Origin of the sequence: Bradyrhizobium genosp. SA-4 str. CB756, assembly GCF_000473125.1 — a bacterium.
In the GTDB taxonomy this organism is placed as follows: Bacteria; Pseudomonadota; Alphaproteobacteria; order Rhizobiales; family Xanthobacteraceae; genus Bradyrhizobium; species Bradyrhizobium arachidis.
On sequence record NZ_KI421499.1, the window covers coordinates 2,233,080 to 2,249,022 of the forward strand.

Sequence of the window (15,943 nt, forward strand, 5' to 3'; positions counted from 1 at the left end):
GTTGCGCCTTTGCCCACCCTACGGCGCCGGCTACACACCATCCCTTGCGTTGCCCGTCGGGCAAAACACCCATGCCGCGGGTCAATCCTTGCGCTCAAAAATATTCCGCTTTACCGAAATTCGGAATTATCGTATCTGTCCGCCACCTCATCCCTCGGAGGGGCGTATCGCGATCGTCACGAAACGCGGGGTGAGCGGCGGTGGACGCGGGCTGCGTCACGCGAGCGATTGTCTCGCGGCACGACGGGCGCGGTCTCGCGTACGGCAAAATCGTGTGGTCCTGACGCCCGGGGTCTGTGCGTCAAGTCTTGCGATCGCTCGCAAGGCGACGGGGGCAATAGTGCATCGCTCCCCGGGGAGAGCGCGGCATAAGCCGTAAAGCCACTGCGCAGGGAAGGCCGGATGTTTGGCTTCACCTGTATGCCGCTGTGCATCTGTTCTTCGCGCATTCGCACACAGCGGACCGTGGGTGCCCAGCCGGCACCCGGTCTTCCCTGCGCCCTCTGTTCGAGAGGGAAGCCAGACGGAAGCAAAACTCGGGCGAACCCGCCGCGAGGGTGCGGAGCCGTGTCTGGCCGTCATTGCGAGCGCAGCGAAGCAATCCAGAAATGCATCCGCGGAAAAATTCCTGGTTGCTTCGCTGCGCTCGCAATGACGATGTTGAGACAGCTAGCCCTGCTTAACCGTCATCCTGAGGTGCGAGCTTCTTCGGCGAGCCTCGAACGGCCCGGCTCTCAGGGATGACGGGTCGGGAGAGTTGCGCCAACCCGCTGCCCTCTCGCGCGACGGAATATTTCCGCGCTTGCCAATCAGGCCGGTGCGGTTCAGAAAAAAGAGCCAAGAAGAAACGCGAGCGGAGACCTCTGTTTTGACCATCAAGGGCAAGGCCTACATTGCCGGGATCTATGAACACCCGACCCGGCATGCGCCGGACAAATCCACCGCCCAGCTCCACGCCGAGGTCGCCAAGGGCGCGATCGAGGATGCCGGGATCAGCAAGGACGATGTCGACGGCTATTTCTGCGCGGGCGACGCGCCCGGCGGCGCCTGGCCGATGGTCGACTATCTCGGCCTGAACACCAAAAAGCTGCGCCACGTCGATTCCACCGAGACTGGCGGCTGTTCCTACATCATTCATCTCGGCCACGCCGCCGAAGCCATTGCCGCCGGCAAGTGCTCGATCGCGTTGATCACGCTCGCCGGCAAGCCGCGTACCGGCGTGATGCCGCCGCGTGCGGCCGGCGCGGAGGTCGATTTCGAGTCCGCTTACGGCGCGACCACGCACAATGCCTATGGCATGTGTGCCATGCGCCACATGCACGACTATGGCACCACCAGCGAGCAACTCGCGTGGATCAAGGTCGCGGCCTCGCATCACGCGCAATACAATCCGCATGCGATGCTCAAGGACGTCGTCACCGTCGAGGATGTGCTGAACTCGCCGATGATCTCCGATCCTCTGCATCGCATGGATTGCTGCGTCGTCTCCGATGGCGGCGGCGCGCTGATCGTGACGACGCCGGAAATCGCCAAGAGCCTGAAGAAGCCGCTGGTCCGCCTGATCGGCCATGGCGAGGCCATGAAGGGCCCGCGCGGCGGCAAGGATCTCGACCTCACATACTCCGCCGGCGTCTGGTCCGGCCCGCGCGCGTTCGAGGAAGCCGGCATTACGCCGAAGGACATCAAATACGCCTCGATCTATGACAGCTTCACCATCACCGTCTTGATGCAGCTCGAGGACCTCGGCTTCTGCAAGAAGGGCGACGGCGGCAAGTTCGTCGCCGACGGCAATCTGATCTCGGGTGTCGGCAAGCTGCCGTTCAACACCGATGGCGGCGGCCTCTGCAGCAACCATCCCGTCAATCGCGGCGGCATGACCAAGATCATTGAGGCCGTCAGGCAGCTGCGCGGCGAGGCGCATCCGAAGGTGCAGGTGAAAAATTGCGATCTCGCCATCGCCCACGGCACCGGCGGCCTTCTGGGTGTTCGCCACGCCGCCTCGACGGCCATTCTGGAGCGCGTGTGATGAGCGAAGCGAAAAAATATCCGGCCCCGGTGACCAATCCTGAGACCGCCGCATTCTGGGATGCGGCCAAGCAGGGCAAGTTCATGATCAAGCGCTGCACCGCCTGCGGCGAAGCGCATTACTTCCCACGCTCGATCTGCCCGTTCTGCTACTCCGACAAGACGGTGTGGGAAGAGGCGTCGGGCGAGGGGACGATCTACACCTGGAGCCTGATGCGGAAGTCACCGACCGGTCCTTACGCCATCGGCTACGTCACGCTGAAGGAAGGACCGTCGGTGCAGACCAATTTCGTCGACTGCGATCTCGAGAAGCTGAGGATCGGCCAGAAGGTGAAGGTGGTGTTCAAGCCGACCGACGGCGCCCCGCTGCCGTTCTTCACGCCGGCCTGATGTGATGCAAGACGTAACCCTCTCCCCTTGCGGGAGAGGGTGGCAGCCGAAGGCTGCCGGGTGAGGGGTCTCTCTCCACACGAGAAGTGTCATTGCGGAGGCAACCCCTCACCCGAGTGAGTTTGTTGCAAGGGCGGTGCTGCCCTCTCCCGCAAGGGGAGAGGGCACATTCTCAACCGCCGTTGCTCGCTGAGAGGAATACCGGGAGGAAACCAGAAAAATGTCCGCCAGATACGAAGAACTCAAAGGCCTGAAAAACCTCGGCCAGAAATACGCCTACGGCGATCGCGAGGTCATGCTCTACGCCTATGGCATTGGCCTGGGTGCAGACCCCATGGACGAGAACGAGCTCGCCTTCGTCAACGAGGGCACGTTCACGCCGCGGCCGCTGAAGGTGGTGCCGACCTTTGCCTCCGTTGCGGCCTGGGGTTCGGGTCCCGGCGAGATGAACCTCAACCGGGTGATGGTGGTGGACGGTGAGCGCGACATCACCTTCCATCAGCCGCTGCCGGTGGCAGCCAACATCACCGCAGATTCCTCCGTGCTCGAGGTCTACGACAAGGGCAAGGACAAGGGCGTCATCATCAGCCACCAGACCGTGCTAAAGAACGAGAAGGGCGAGAAGCTGGCAACGCTGGTTGCCTCGCGCTTCGCGCGCGGCGACGGCGGCTTCGGTGGGCCAAACCTGACCCAGCCCGATCCGCACAAGATCCCGACGCGTTCGCCCGACAAGACCATCGATATCGTCACGCGTCCGGACCAGGCGCTGGTCTATCGCCTCTGCGGCGACCGCAATCCGCTGCACTCTGATCCCGAGTTCGCCAAGAAGGCCGGCTTCCCGCGCCCGATCCTGCACGGCATGTGCACCTACGGCATCACCTGCCGCGGCGTGCTCCAGACCTATGCCGACTACGACGCCAGCGCGTTCCGCCAGCACGTCGCGCGATTCTCTTCGCCCGTCTATCCCGGTGAGACCGTGACCATGGACCTCTGGAAGGACGGCAACGTGATCTCGTTCGAGGTCAAGGTGAAGTCGCGCGGCGTCACCGTGATCAAGAACGGCAAGACGGTGCTGGGTTAGGCAGGCGCCGATGTCTCGCGCCCTCGCCCCGTTCTTACGGGGAGAGGACGGGGTGAGGGGCCCTCGCCACGAGCCGAGACGATAGTGAGACCTGTACCCCTCACCCGATCGCTACGCGATCGACCTCTCCCCGCAAGCGGGGCGAGGTTAGAAAAATAAACAGGGAGAAGCCACCATGGGACTACTCGACGGCAAGGTCGCGCTGATCACCGGCGCGGGAGGCGGGCTCGGTGAGGCCTACGCCAAGCTGTTCGCGAGGGAAGGGGCCTCGGTCGTCGTCAACGATCTCGGCGGCCCCCGCGACGGCTCAGGCGCCGACAAGTCGATGGCGCAGCAGGTGGTGGATGCGATCAAGGCCGAGGGCGGCAAGGCGGTCGCCAACGGTGCGGACATCTCCACCATGGAAGGCGGCCAGTCGGTGTTCGACGACGCCATCAAGCACTTTGGCCGCGCCGACATCCTCGTCAACAACGCGGGTATCCTCCGCGACCAGACCTTTCACAAGGCCAGCGAGGCCGACTGGGACAAGGTCATCAAGGTGCATCTGAAGGGCACCTTTTGTTGCACCATGCCGGTGTTTCGCTGGATGCGGGAAAACGGTGGCGGCGTCATCGTCAACACCTCCTCGACGTCAGGGCTGATCGGCAATTTCGGCCAGACCAATTACGGCGCGGCCAAGGGCGGCATCTGGGGCCTCTCCAACGTGCTGGCGATCGAGGGCCGCAAGTACAACATCCGGATCTGGACGCTCGCCCCGGGCGCGCTGACCCGCATGACCGCAGACCTGCCCCGCTATAAGGAGAACCCCGGCGCGGCGCTGGGGCCGGACGGCATCGCGCCGGCCGTGCTATACATGGTCAGCGATTTGTCGGGCGACCAGACCGGCAAGGTGCTGGGCGTGTCCGGGCCCCGCGGCGTGCGCGAAATGCGGATGATGGAGATGGAAGGCTGGAAACCGCCGCACTCGGGCTGGAACGCCCAGGACATCGTCGATCACGCCAAGGAGATCTTCTTCTCCGAGGAGCAGATCAAGATGGGCGCGCGGAGGTTTTAGGCTTTTTTGTCGTTCCGGGGCGTGCGAAGCACGAACCCGGAACCTCGAGATTCCGGGTTCGCGCTGCGCGCGCCCCGGAATGACGGAGAAAGAGAGAGACTGATGAAACTCACCGCCGACGCCAAGGGCACCTTCGCAATCGCGCCGACGCCGTTCCACGACGACGGCCGGATCGACGAGCGCTCGATCGACCGCCTGACCGATTTCTACGAGGAGGTCGGCTGCGACGGCGTCACGGTGCTCGGCATCCTCGGTGAGGCTCCCAAGCTCGATGCCACTGAAGCCGAGCGGGTGGCGGTGCGCTACGTCAAGCGCGCCAAGAAGATGCAGGTGATCGTCGGCGTCTCCGCACCGGGCTTTGCCACCATGCGCTCGCTGGCGAAAGCCTCGATGGACGCCGGCGCGGCCGGCGTGATGATCGCGCCGCCGCCCTCGCTTCGCACCGACGACCAGATCGTCGGCTATTTCAAGCAGGCGGCCGAGGCGATCGGCCCCGACATTCCCTGGGTGCTCCAGGACTATCCGCTGACGCTCTCGGTCGTGTTCACTCCCTCGGTGATCCGCAAGATCGTCATGGACAATGCGAACTGCGTGATGCTCAAGCACGAGGACTGGCCGGGCCTGGAGAAGATTTCGACCCTGCGCGGCTTCCAGAAGGACGGCTCGCTGCGTCCGCTCTCGATCCTCTGCGGCAATGGCGGCACATTCCTCGATTTCGAGATGGAGCGCGGCGCCGACGGCGCCATGACCGGTTACGCGTTCCCCGAACTCCTGATCGACGTCGTGAACCTCTCCAAGGCCGGCAAGCGCGATGCCGCGCATGACATCTTCGACGCGCATCTGCCGCTGATCCGCTATGAGCAGCAGCCCGGCGTCGGCCTCACCGTACGCAAATACGTGCTGCAGAAGCGCGGCATCATCGCCTCCAGCGCGCAGCGTAAGCCCGGCGCGACCATGACGGCGACGGCGAAGGCGGAGGTCGACTACCTCTTGTCGCGCGTCGCCCGTTTCGACAAGCGCGCCAATCTCGGCCCGCAATCCAGCGCTGCAGGTTAGTTGAATGCCCGAGACATCAGCATCACGCCCGGCCTCGACGATCCTCCTGCTGCGCGATGGCGTCAAGGAAATCGAAGTCTTCATGATGGTCCGCCATCATCAGATCGAGTTCAACTCGGGCGCGCTGGTGTTTCCCGGCGGCAGCGTCGATGCCGGCGATCAGGAGATCGTCGCCCGCGCCGACCTCTATTCAGGCAGCGAGGGCTTGAGCGAGGCCGACCGCGGTTTTCGTATCGCCGCGATCCGCGAGACTTTTGAGGAGAGCGGCATCCTGCTGGCGCGGTCGAAGGACACAGGCGCGCCGGTCGATGCCAAACGCGCAGGCGAGATCGCGGACGCGCACCGCATCGCGCTCAACGAGCACAAGATCAGCTTCCTCAGTATTCTCGCCGACAACGGCCTCCAGCTCGCGCTCGACACGCTCGTGCCCTATGCGCACTGGATCACGCCGGAGGGCATGCCGAAGCGGTTCGACACCTGGTTCTTCCTCGCAGCAGCGCCGCCCGACCAGCTCGGCGCGCATGACGGCCGTGAGTCCACCGACTCCATCTGGGTCTCGCCGCGCGAGGCGGTGGAGGGCGGCGAGAGCGGCCGTTTCAAGCTGCCGTTCCCGACCACGCGCAATCTGATCCGGCTCGCCAAGCAGCCAAACGTGAACGCTGCGATGGAGCACGCCCGCGGCATGTCCATCATCACGGTGATGCCTGTGATGACCAAGACCGAAACCGGGCGCCAGCTCCGCATCCCTCGCGAGGCAGGTTATGACGGCGAGGTGTTCGAGGTCGGCGCGGTCGGCTGATACACTTCGACACACAACGAAGTATTAGCGAGCGGGGACGCGCTAGGTTCCGTCTATTGCGAAATGGACGGGACGGACGATGGATATCAGGCAGGACACCAACATCGCCGTCGAGCTGGCGCTGCTGGTCGCGCTCGCAACGCTCTGGGGCGGCTCCTACACCTTCATCAAGCTCGGCGTCGCCACCATCCCGCCGATCACGCTGATCGCGGCGCGCACGGCGATCGCGGGGCTGCTGCTGCTCCTCGTGATGTGGGTGAGGGGCATTAGGATGCCGACGGATGCCGCGACCTGGCAGCGCTTCGCGTTCCAGGCCGTGCTCAACAGCGTCATTCCCTGGACGCTGATCGCCTGGGGCGAGCGCCACGTCGATGCCGCGCTTGCCACCATCCTCAACTCGGCCGGACCGATCTTCACCTTCCTGCTCACCGCAATCGTCACCCGCCACGAGGCGACGACGCCGCGAAAGCTGATCGGCGTGGTCGCAGGCATGGCCGGCATCCTGCTGATCGTCGGCGTCGATGCGGTCCATGACATCGGCGGCGGCATCGTTGCGGAGGCCGCGATCGTCGCCGCCACCATCTGCTATGCCTGCGCCGCGATCTTCGGCCGCAGCTTCAAGGGCCTCGATCCCATGGCGCCGGCGGCCGGCTCGCTGCTGACGGGGGCGGCGGTGCTGATCCCGGCCTCGCTGGTCGTCGAGCAGCCCTGGATGGTAACGCCCTCGCTGAGCTCGGTGCTGGCCCTGCTTGCGCTCGCCGTATTCTCGACCGCGGCGGCGTTTGCGATCTACTTCCGCCTGATCCAGACCCTGGGCTCGGTCGGAACCACCGCGCAGGCGTACTTGCGTGTTCCCATCGGGGTCGCCATCAGCGTCGCCTTCCTTGGCGAGACCCTGAGCCGGACCGCCTGGATCGGGCTCGCCTGCGTCGTCCTCGGCGTCGCCGCCATGACGATCCCGGCTGGCCGGCGGGCCAGCGCCAGGGCGTCATAAAGTCGAGACGGAGGAGGGCGGTAGGCCGGAATATTAAGGATATTGGACGTCCCGAGGCATGTTCCCCCGGGCCTGCAATACGTCGTATATTGGGCTACCAGTAGCCCGGTCCTCAAAACACCAATGTCCGCCGAATTGACGCCGACCCCTGAGAAAAAGCGAACATTCTCGCTCTCCATCGGCCAGCTCACCTTCGGCAGCTTCCTCCTGGTGCTGGCGGTGATCCTCGTCACCTCGACCGCGAGCGTGATCGCGATCCGGCACATCGACACGACCTTCGCCGAGCTCCAGCGGCTCCAGAGCGTCGGCGACCTCGCCGAGGACATCGACCGCCGCATGAACGAGCTGCGGCTCGCCGCGCGCGACTTCGTCACTGATCCCGGCGCCGGCATCCAGTTCAAGCAGGTGGGCGAGGCGGCCTCGACCCTCAGCGACATCCTGAAGAAGACCCGCATCGAGCTCGCGCCCGAGCAGCAGGACATGATCGACGGGGTTACCGAGCGGCTGGCGACCTATCGCAGCGGCCTGGAGCGGATCTCGACCCTGATCGACCGACGCGCCCAGCTGCTCGCCGGCCTGCCACCGCTGCGCGACCGGTTCGACGCGGCCGTGTCAGGCACCGCGGACCGCGAGCTGGCCTCCCGCCTGTCCGAGGCGCAGAGCCGGATCGCGCTCGGCCTGCTGGCGCGCAATCCCTCCGCGGCCGAGCAGGCGGCGCAGGGCATGCGGACGATGGACATCGCCGATAGCGGGTTGAAGACGGCCGTCAACGACTATGCCGAGGCCATCATCGCGGTCGCCGTCCGGGAGCGGCAGATCGCCGACATCGACCGCGAGGTGCTGGGCACCGAAGGCCGGCTGATCGGCCGCGTCACCGAACTGCTGCGCGATGTCAGCGACCGCCGCGGCCACGTGCTGTCACGCGACTTCGCCCGCACGCTTGCGGAGGCGCGGTGGCAGAGCATCGTGCTCGGCAGCGTCGGCGTGCTGATCGGCATGGTCGCGGCCGCCTTCGTGGTACGGCGGACCGTCCGGCCGCTGGCAAAGATCGCGCGATCCATTCGCGCGCTCGCGGCCGGCGAGAAGAACACCTCGATTCCCTCGGCCGACCTCGACAACGAGATCGGCGACATCGCGCGCGCAGCCGAAGTGTTCCGCCGCGCGCTGGAGGAGGCCGACACCGCGCGCGAGGCGGCGGTGCGCGCGCTCACCGAGCAGCGCCTTGCGGAAGAGAGCTATCGGAAGCTGTTCGAGGGCTCGGTCGACGGCATCTACGTGACGACGCCGGCCGGCGACCTCCTCAACGCCAATCCGGCGCTGGCGCGGATGATGGGCTATGACAGCCCGCAGCACCTGATCGACAGTATCAACGACATCGCCCACACCATCTACGTCCTTCCCGAGGCGCGCGACGAGTATCAGCGGCTGATGGCGCGCGACGGCATGGTGCGCGAGTTCGAGTACCAGGTGCGCCAGCGCAGCGGCAACATCCTGTGGCTCTCCGATAGCGCCACCGGCGTGCGGGACGAGCAGGGCAACATCGTCCGCTACGAGGGCACGCTGCGCGACATCACCGACCAGAAGCGGGCGGAAGACGCCATCGCCGAAGGCCGGCGTCTGCTCCAGCAGGTTATCGATACCGTGCCGGCGGTCATCAATGTCAAGGACCGCGACCTGCGCTACGTGCTGATGAACCGCTACATGGCCGGCATCTTCGGCATCGAGCCCGGTGACGCGCTTGGCCGCACCACCGCGGACCTGATGTCGCGCTACGGCGCGGCCAAGACCGACGAGAACGACAAGCGCGTGCTCAGGCTGCGCAAGGGGCTCGGCTTCTACGAGGAGGAGTACAAGGACGCCGCCGGCAACATGCGGCAATGGCTGGTCAACAAGCTGCCGCTGCTCGACGCCGACGGCGAGATCGAGCGGATCGTCACCGTCGCGCTCGACATCGGCGAGCGCAAGCGCGGCGAGCAGGAGATGCGCAAAGCCAAGGAATCCGCCGAGACCGCGCTGCGCAATCTGCGCGAGACCCAGGCCTCGCTGATCGAGGCGGAGAAGCTCGCGGCGCTCGGACGCCTCGTCGCCGGCGTCGCGCATGAGGTCAACAATCCCGTCGGCATCAGCCTCACGGTCGCCTCCGCGCTGGAACGCAAGACCGCGACGTTTACCTCCGAGGTCGAGCGCGGCGAGCTTCGCCGCTCCACGCTCAACGACTTCCTCAACACCAGCCGCGATGCCTCCTCGCAGCTCGTCTCTAACCTCAACCGCGCCGCCGAGCTGATCCAGTCGTTCAAGCAGGTCGCGGCCGACCGCAACTATTCGGACCAGCGCAATTTCGATCTCGGCGACCTCACCGAGCAGGTGGTGATGAGTTTGCGGCCGGGCCTGCGCAAGCACAATCTGACGCTCAACGTCGAGTGCCAGCCGGATCTCACCATGAACAGCTATCCCGGTCCCTACGGCCAGGTGCTGACCAACCTGTTTCTCAATTCGGTGGCACACGCCTTCCCGGACGGCCGTCCCGGGACCATCGACATCCAGGTGCGCGAGTCCGGCAAGGACAATGTCGAGATCATCTTCTCGGACAATGGCTGCGGCATGTCGCTCGACGTTCGCCGCCGCGCGTTCGATCCGTTTTTCACGACCCGGCGCGACCAGGGCGGCACCGGCCTCGGCCTGCACATCGTCTACAGCATCGTCACCAATCGCCTCGGCGGGCGGCTCGATCTCGATTCCGAGCCCGGCGGCGGCACGCGTATCCAGATGATCCTGCCGCGCACCGCGCCGCTTGAGCAGGCCGCGGAATAGCTAATCGGCGTCAGCGAGCCGGTGCAGGGTGGCGCCGAAGATCTGGCTGGCCTTGCCGACGAGAGCCGTGCCGGTCATCTCCGCGCGAGTGTCTGTGAAGGTGCCGCTGACGCCGATGCCGACTGGGGCAGGGCCTCCGAACAACGGATTGTCATCGCCCCGCGGCGAGGTGTGGCGCTGCACCAGCACCTCGCCCTTGAAGGTGTTGTCCTTCACGGTGTAGCTGCCGGTGTAAAACAGGTAGGCGTCGCCGCCAAGAATCCTGCCGTCGCGAAACAGAATCACGCCGCTGCCCTTGCCGACTCGACCATCGAGCAGACTCACGTGAATCGAATAGAGGCCGTTCTTCATAACGTCCCGTAGGCCGGCCGCCATCGCCCAATGGCGCAACCGGTAAAGCTTTTATGCCAAAGCGCAATCCCGCGCGCAACGCGGCAGTTTGCCGGCCGCCAAGCTGTCCCCGCAACGCGCACCGTAATTGTCCCGACTTGTCTGTGACACCGATATGACGGTCTCATCATGAGGCGAGGCCAGTCGTTGCGAATCAAGTTGGCCCGCGAAATGCATAACCATTGTTGCACTGGCCGCGGGGTGCTGGAGCAAGACAAACGTGAGCAACTGGATCGATTCCGGCGGCGATGAGCCGCGTCTATACAGTGCGCGTCCCACGATTTGCAAAAACGAACGATGGCGGATTGGCAGCGCGGCACGCTGGCGAGGTGTGACGAAGCTGGCCTGCGCAATCGCGCTGATCGCGCTCGCTGCCCCGTTCGGGCACGCGCGCGACCGCGGCCAGTTCGTCAACACCAACGCCGATCTGAAGGCCTGGTTCGACGGCCTGCGCAGCGGCAAGGGGCCGTGCTGCTCCGATGCCGACGGCTCGGCGCTCTCGGATACCGACTGGGAGAGCAAGGACGGGCACTATCGCGTCCGCATCCCGCGTTCGGGCTCCATGCTCGATCGCCAGCAGCAGCAGGAGATGGTCTGGGTCGACGTGCCCGAGGAGGCCGTGATCTCGGAGCCGAACCGGGTGGGGCGCACCATGGTGTGGCCGATCTACGGCTACATGGGCGTGACCATCCGCTGCTTCATGCCCGGTAGCATGACGTAGCGCCACCGCACGGTGCTCGCGCGGCGGCTGATGCCTGATGCGGCTTGCGTCAGGTGTATTTCTTGTCGCGCTCGAGCAGCTCGATGGAGATGCCTTCCGGGCCGCGGATGAAGCATATGCGCACGCCGGGGCGGATCGTGGTCGGCTCGCGCGTGAAGGTGACGCCCTTGGCCTTGATCTCGGCCGCGACGGCATCGATGTCCTTCACCGTGAGGCCGAAATGGTCGAGGCCTTGATGCGGGTGCGGGGGCGGCGGGTTGACGGCGTTGTCGCCCTCAAGCGGCGCGATGAAGATTTTTGCGCCGCCGAGGTTCACGTCGATCCGCCCGGGAGCGTGCACGATCTCACCACCCAAGACGTCCCGCAGCCAGGTCGCCGTGGCCTCCGGATCGGGGCTGCGCAGATGGACGTGATCCCAGGTGACGACGAATGGCATGTCTTGTTCTCCCGACAGGGTCTTTCGATGTTGCAGTGCATGTTAGCGGCCCAGGAGGATGATCGCCACCGCCCTTGCCGACTCGGCTGAAGCGCGGGAACCTTAGTTCGTCTGCCGGATTAAGGTAAACAGCGGCCAGATCTGTCGTCCAACGGGCTGTGGTCGCTATCGGTGCAACGATGAACGCCAGGCTTGACCGTATCGGTTTGGGACGTTTCGCCGGGAGCGGCGAGCGGCTGGCGCGGAGCGTGACGATCGCGAGCGTCTCATTCGGCCGCAGTCTTTTATGGTTGCTGGCGGCCATCATCGTCGGCTGCGGTGTCTGGATGCTGCTGCCTCTTTCCAAGGGCAACAGCGCCGAGCCGGCGAAGCCTGAGCTTGCATCCGTCGAGACGACGCCTTCGGGCGATGCATCAGCAGCGGTCACGCCGGCTTCTGAAGCCCAGGCGCCGTCGGCAATGGCCGAACTCGGTCATCTCAGGATTTCATCACAGACCTGGCGCCGCGGCGGCCTCGGCTCGAAGGCACTGGTGACGTTCACGCTGCGAAACGACAACGACTATGCCGTAAAGGATATCGAGATCGTTTGCGCATTCGCACGACGCGACGGCAGCCATCTCACCGATCGCACCCGCGTGCTGGCCGAGCCCGTCAACATGAAGAGCCGCAAGACGTTTGCGCGCGTCTCCGTCGGCTTCGTCAACGTGAACGCGGATCAAGCGAAATGTTCGCTGGTCGCAGCACGGCGCACCTGAAAGACGGCGTCCTCCGGTAGCGGAAAAGTTACCGTCCGCAGCCCTCCGCACCCCTTGGCCAAAAATCTTGGCGTTGCCAATTGAACCAAAGGGCCGGGCTAGGAACCAATTAGAGTATCGCCTGTTAAGGCGGAGAGCCCACGCGGGGATGCGGGGGGCGGAGTGCGGCCAATGCCCATCTTTCGGTATTTCGTCTATGTCGGTGGAGCTTTGCTCGCACTGTTGTTCGCGGTCAGCTACCTGGTGCCGGCGGCACCCGTGGCACAGGCTGTTGCCACCGCAAGCAATGATCAACCGCTGATCCGGATCAGGTCCGATCGCCACCTGCCTGAGCGTGTCGTGCTCGACACCACCCAGCCGACGATTGCGGCGCCTGTGGTGAAAACAGCCGTGGCGGCGCCTCAGCCGCCGGACGCCGCGTCGGCAGCCGCCCTTGCGGAGATGTCGGCCAAGGCACGGGTACGCGAGACGTTCGCCCAGTTCACCCCAGGCTCAAAGGCTGATGCTACCAAGAAAGCCGACCTCAAGCCGCAGGCCCCGGTCAAGCGCAAGGTCGCCCGGGCGCATCCGGCTCCGCAGCGCGGTCAGCCTATGATGGTGATGGCGCAGCGGCCGCAGTTCGGCTTCTTCAACAGCACCTGGTAAGAACGGCTCTGACCCGGCTGGCTCGAAACGAGACCGGGAGGGCTTTTTATTGGCCAGTCTCTCTGCTAATTCGAAGCCGTCCGAACGCCGCCCGCCTTGCTGGCTCGCCAGTCGCGGTCCCCGGCGCTTCTCGGTTGCGGCCCTACGGACGGGCCAGGGCGCTCGTAGCTCAGCTGGATAGAGCATCGGATTTCGATTCCGAGGGTCGGAGGTTCGAATCCTTCCGAGCGCGCCACGCCTTTGCTTTGTCCTGCCCGCGTGCCGGGTTCCGGGTCATCGCCGCAAGGCCTGCCGGTCAGTCCGCCGAAAACCTGGTCTGCCGGCCCCGCGCCAGCGTGTCGGAGGGCGCCTCGTGGAACGTCGCGCGATAGGCCGCGGCGAACTCGCCGAGATGATGGAAACCCTGGGCGCGCGCGCATGTGGCGACGGTGGCACCGCCGCCTTTCAGGAGCCGGGCGCGGGTGGCCCATAGCCTTTTGAGACGGATGTACTGGTGCAGGCTCATGCCGCGCACTTGGCTGACCGCGCCGCCGAGCGTGCGGATCGAGACGCCGAACTCGCCGGCGAGATCGGCGGTGTAAATCGGGGCGGTCGGATAGGCTGCGACGTAGTCGTCGATCCGTTGCACCAGTTTGGCCGACCGGTCGGCCTGAACCGAGGCGGTCCGATGCGAGGGCGGCTCGATCCGGAACAAGTCATCGAGCGCGAGCAGCAGGCCCTCCTGGAGATGGGCGGCGGCCTCGGTGGTTTCGAACAGGAACGGCTGCACCGATGCGGTTCGCAGAATGTCGAGCAGCAGCTGCCGCGTGTGCAGCAGCGCGGGCCTGTTGGCGACATAGGCCCGCAGATCGTCGGCATGGTCGAACCAACCCCGGTCTTTCAGGCCGGGAGAGAAGATGATCATCGCATAATGATTGGTCTGCGGTTCGACGAAATGGCACTCTTCGTTGCCGCGGAGCGCAACGAAGAAGCGCGCGTCGAGATCCATTCCGTTGGCATTGACCTGAAGGTCGTCGGTCATGGACAGGATCACCATCCCGCCCGGCATCCGATAGGCAGCGTCGAGGATGCGCGCGAATGACTTCATCACGATGATGCGGCATGCCGGCAGCGAAACGACGGCGCGGGCTGCGGCGAAGTTCAAGACGTCGAGCGGAATGCTTCTCGCGTCCTCCATCGACTCGATCGGCCGAAACGCATCGACGTCGGCAAAGCCGATCAGTTGAAGCGCGGAGGACGGGACAAGGGCGTCGAACAACATACGTCAGGCCGGCTGCTGCAATGTGACAATGAAATGAATGTCGGCACTTTGCCATCAATGGCGAAACATCCGGCTTCAGTAAACCGGATTCCGGGCCGTAGTATTGCGGACATCATGCCAAGGGTGGTCAGGCCAATGTCACCGTCAACGTTCCCGGCTCATCGGCTGGCCGGAGGCGAGGTCGATGAAATGCAGCCGCGTGCAGGCGGGACAGGCGAAGGACGCAAAGCTGCGTCCCTCCTGTCTCTGCTGCCTTTCCAGATGCGTCTGCACATTCATGCCCGTCTGCGGGCATCGAAAAACGATCAAATCGGCCATCGTCGCAGAATGACGGCTTGGCGGATTTCCACTTTGATCTAGATCAGTTTTGTAAGCGCTCCAGGCGATCGCGCCGGTACGCATAGGCAGTTTTCGATTCCGCAAAAGCGAAGGGGCCTCGAGGGCCCCTTCGAATGTCACCAGCGGCGATAGCCGCCGTAATAACCATAGTAGCGCGGACCGTAATAGCGGGGCCCATAATACTGTGGGCCGTAATATGGCCGTGGCCCGTAATATCCATAGTAGTTCGGGCGCCACCAGCACCGTCCCCAGGCGTTGCAGACCATGCGGACCTGCTCGACGCCGGAGACCTGCGGTGCCGCAGGCGCGGGCGCAATGGGCATGGCGGACGCCGCCGGCGATGCCGCGAGAGCACCGAACAGGGACGCGGCGACGAGGCCAATCTTGAGATTCATGATGTCTTCCTCTGCTTACGCGATGCAGGATATCGAAGTTGTTCTGATCAAATTGTGGCGGAACCGAAATGTAATACTGATGAACAAATCTTCAGCCGTTCGCCCCAAGTCTGAACTTGTTTAGTCTCGCCAGACTATCCCAGGTTCGCACACATGACCAATGCTGCATCTGCCCTGCTGTTGGCCCGCAGAACATCGCGGTCATGCTTGATCTTGCGCAATTCATCTATGCGGCTTCATCCCTAGTCTTGTCGCGGTGACCAGTCTTTCGAGAAACGCGAAGGACGGGCCCGCAAGATGCTTGGAGCTGTGCAAATGGATAAAATGAGATTGGACAAGGGTGATTGGCTGGTCGTGTGCGACGGGCGCAAGGCGCTCATTCTGGAAAACCGCGGCGACGAGATGTTTCCGAACCTCCACACCAGGGAGGTGCACGAGCAGCCCAATCCGGCGACCAGCGCACAAGGAAGCGATGCGCCGGGTCGATTGCATGGGGCGGCCGGTGGCGCTCGCAGTTCGGTCGAGCAGACCGACTGGCACGATGAGGCCGAGCGCGCCTTCCTGCGGAGCCTTGCTGGCCGGCTCGATGCCGCCGTCAGTACGGGCGAGACCTCGGCCCTGACCATGGTAGCCTCACCACGCGCGCTCGGCATGATCCGCGCCGACTATTCGGACGTCCTGCGCAAGGCGCTGCAAGGCGAGGTCGGCAAGGACCTCGTCAAGCTGCCGGTCTACGAGATCGAGAAGCAGCTGCTGCGGTCGGGCGCCGGCCGATAGCGATGCCCGCGCTG

Annotated in this window: 17 protein-coding genes and 1 tRNA gene; 13 read left to right on the forward strand and 5 right to left on the reverse strand. The window is 64.7% G+C overall.

The genetic code is table 11. The annotated features are described in order from the left end of the window. Positions 1–868 precede the first annotated feature (868 nt). From BRAGE_RS0111130 to BRAGE_RS0111165, 8 genes are all read left to right on the forward strand, one after another. Complete coding sequence (locus BRAGE_RS0111130; RefSeq protein ID WP_028146251.1) at positions 869–2,026, forward strand: thiolase domain-containing protein; 1,158 nt, start codon at positions 869–871, stop codon at positions 2,024–2,026. Beyond that, the gene (locus BRAGE_RS0111135) at positions 2,026–2,415 is read left to right on the forward strand and encodes a Zn-ribbon domain-containing OB-fold protein (protein WP_027559852.1); all 390 of its coding nucleotides are present in this window, start codon (positions 2,026–2,028) and stop codon (positions 2,413–2,415) included. Before BRAGE_RS0111130 ends, BRAGE_RS0111135 begins: the two co-directional genes overlap by 1 nt. Before the next feature lie 220 nt (positions 2,416–2,635). Continuing rightward, positions 2,636–3,496, forward strand: a complete 861-nt coding sequence (locus BRAGE_RS0111140) for a MaoC family dehydratase (RefSeq protein WP_027559851.1) — start codon at positions 2,636–2,638, stop codon at positions 3,494–3,496. Between the two features lie 175 nt (positions 3,497–3,671). After that, entirely contained in the window at positions 3,672–4,550 is an 879-nt protein-coding gene (locus BRAGE_RS0111145) for an SDR family oxidoreductase (RefSeq protein ID WP_027559850.1), read from the forward strand. 102 nt (positions 4,551–4,652) lie between these two features. Next, on the forward strand, positions 4,653–5,606 hold the full coding sequence (locus BRAGE_RS0111150; RefSeq protein ID WP_027559849.1) for a dihydrodipicolinate synthase family protein: 954 nt from the start codon (positions 4,653–4,655) through the stop codon (positions 5,604–5,606). A 4-nt stretch (positions 5,607–5,610) separates the two neighbouring features. Continuing rightward, on the forward strand, positions 5,611–6,405 hold the full coding sequence (locus BRAGE_RS0111155; protein WP_027559848.1) for an NUDIX hydrolase: 795 nt from the start codon (positions 5,611–5,613) through the stop codon (positions 6,403–6,405). Positions 6,406–6,484: 79 nt separating this feature from the next. Beyond that, on the forward strand, positions 6,485–7,399 hold the full coding sequence (locus BRAGE_RS0111160; protein WP_027559847.1) for a DMT family transporter: 915 nt from the start codon (positions 6,485–6,487) through the stop codon (positions 7,397–7,399). 123 nt (positions 7,400–7,522) lie between these two features. After that, positions 7,523–10,210, forward strand: a complete 2,688-nt coding sequence (locus BRAGE_RS0111165) for a PAS domain S-box protein (protein ID WP_027559846.1) — start codon at positions 7,523–7,525, stop codon at positions 10,208–10,210. Here the strand turns inward: BRAGE_RS0111165 and BRAGE_RS0111170 are convergent, their stop codons facing one another. Next, complete coding sequence (locus tag BRAGE_RS0111170) at positions 10,211–10,561, reverse strand: GrlR family regulatory protein (protein ID WP_027559845.1); 351 nt, start codon at positions 10,559–10,561, stop codon at positions 10,211–10,213. A 259-nt stretch (positions 10,562–10,820) separates the two neighbouring features. Here BRAGE_RS0111170 and BRAGE_RS0111175 point away from each other — a divergent pair, with 259 nt between their 5' ends. Continuing rightward, positions 10,821–11,321 (forward strand): hypothetical protein, encoded by a 501-nt coding sequence (locus BRAGE_RS0111175; protein ID WP_027559844.1) that lies wholly within the window; start codon positions 10,821–10,823, stop codon positions 11,319–11,321. A 49-nt stretch (positions 11,322–11,370) separates the two neighbouring features. Here BRAGE_RS0111175 and BRAGE_RS0111180 read toward each other — a convergent pair whose 3' ends face one another. After that, on the reverse strand, positions 11,371–11,757 hold the full coding sequence (locus tag BRAGE_RS0111180) for a VOC family protein (protein WP_027559843.1): 387 nt from the start codon (positions 11,755–11,757) through the stop codon (positions 11,371–11,373). A 179-nt stretch (positions 11,758–11,936) separates the two neighbouring features. On the opposite strand from BRAGE_RS0111180, the gene BRAGE_RS0111185 reads away from it, so the two are divergent. From BRAGE_RS0111185 to BRAGE_RS0111195, 3 genes are all read left to right on the forward strand, one after another. Further along, positions 11,937–12,512: a hypothetical protein gene (locus tag BRAGE_RS0111185; protein ID WP_027559842.1), complete on the forward strand. Its 576-nt coding sequence runs from the start codon at positions 11,937–11,939 to the stop codon at positions 12,510–12,512. Between the two features lie 171 nt (positions 12,513–12,683). Then, positions 12,684–13,157 carry a hypothetical protein gene (locus tag BRAGE_RS0111190; RefSeq protein WP_027559841.1) on the forward strand — a complete coding sequence of 158 codons (474 nt, stop codon included), beginning with the start codon at positions 12,684–12,686 and terminating at the stop codon, positions 13,155–13,157. Positions 13,158–13,315: 158 nt separating this feature from the next. After that, positions 13,316–13,392: transfer RNA gene (locus BRAGE_RS0111195), tRNA-Arg, on the forward strand. A 60-nt stretch (positions 13,393–13,452) separates the two neighbouring features. Here the strand turns inward: BRAGE_RS0111195 and BRAGE_RS0111200 are convergent. The 3 genes from BRAGE_RS0111200 to BRAGE_RS0111210 form a co-directional block, all read right to left on the reverse strand. Continuing rightward, complete coding sequence (locus BRAGE_RS0111200) at positions 13,453–14,418, reverse strand: AraC family transcriptional regulator (RefSeq protein WP_027559840.1); 966 nt, start codon at positions 14,416–14,418, stop codon at positions 13,453–13,455. Between the two features lie 144 nt (positions 14,419–14,562). Continuing rightward, entirely contained in the window at positions 14,563–14,820 is a 258-nt protein-coding gene (locus tag BRAGE_RS54460) for a hypothetical protein (RefSeq protein WP_167336464.1), read from the reverse strand. A 53-nt stretch (positions 14,821–14,873) separates the two neighbouring features. Continuing rightward, on the reverse strand, positions 14,874–15,152 hold the full coding sequence (locus BRAGE_RS0111210) for a hypothetical protein (RefSeq protein WP_027559839.1): 279 nt from the start codon (positions 15,150–15,152) through the stop codon (positions 14,874–14,876). A gap of 315 nt (positions 15,153–15,467) precedes the next feature. Here BRAGE_RS0111210 and BRAGE_RS0111215 point away from each other — a divergent pair, with 315 nt between their 5' ends. Further along, positions 15,468–15,929, forward strand: a complete 462-nt coding sequence (locus BRAGE_RS0111215) for a host attachment protein (protein WP_027559838.1) — start codon at positions 15,468–15,470, stop codon at positions 15,927–15,929. Positions 15,930–15,943 lie beyond the last annotated feature (14 nt).